Below are 596 nucleotides of genomic sequence, written 5' to 3' on the forward strand. Positions count from 1 at the left end.
CGGCCTGGTCAAGATCACGCCAGCGCACCTCGATGTGCTCGGGCAGCGCCTGCTGGCCGACCGGGTCAGGAGCGCGGTGGGTGTGTTCGTGATCGGCGGCGAAGCGTTATCGTCATCGACGGTGGCGATGTGGCAACAGATCCAGCCCGGAGTGCGGCTGATTAATGAATACGGTCCGACCGAAACCGTGGTCGGGTGCGTGGTGTACGACATTGCACCGGATGCACAACTGGATGGTTCGGTACCGATCGGGCGGCCGATTGCCAATACCCGCATCTATGTGCTCGATGGCTACGGCCAGCCGGTGCCGGTGGGCGTGGCGGGTGAGATCTACATAGGTGGCGCCGGTGTTGCACGCGGCTACCTGAATCGCAACGAGCTGACAGCAGAGCGCTTCGTTGCCGACCCGTTCAGCAATGAACCGGGTGCGCGGATGTACCGGACCGGGGACCTGGCGCGCTATCGTGCTGATGGCAACCTGGAATTCCTTGGACGCAACGATCACCAGGTGAAGTTGCGCGGCATGCGCATCGAACTGGGTGAGATCGAGGCGAAGCTGGCGCAGTATCGCGGGGTGAAAGAAATTGCAGTGATCG

Annotated in this window: 1 protein-coding gene; it reads left to right on the forward strand. The window is 62.4% G+C overall.

The features are described 5' to 3' along the window. Positions 1 to 596 (forward strand): AMP-binding protein (locus ACFQUU_RS29430; RefSeq protein WP_382252194.1); only part of this gene is annotated, 596 nt, incomplete at both ends.

The sequence above is a fragment of the Herbaspirillum sp. GCM10030257 genome, from assembly GCF_042666555.1.
Taxonomy (GTDB): Bacteria; Pseudomonadota; Gammaproteobacteria; order Burkholderiales; family Burkholderiaceae_D; genus Noviherbaspirillum.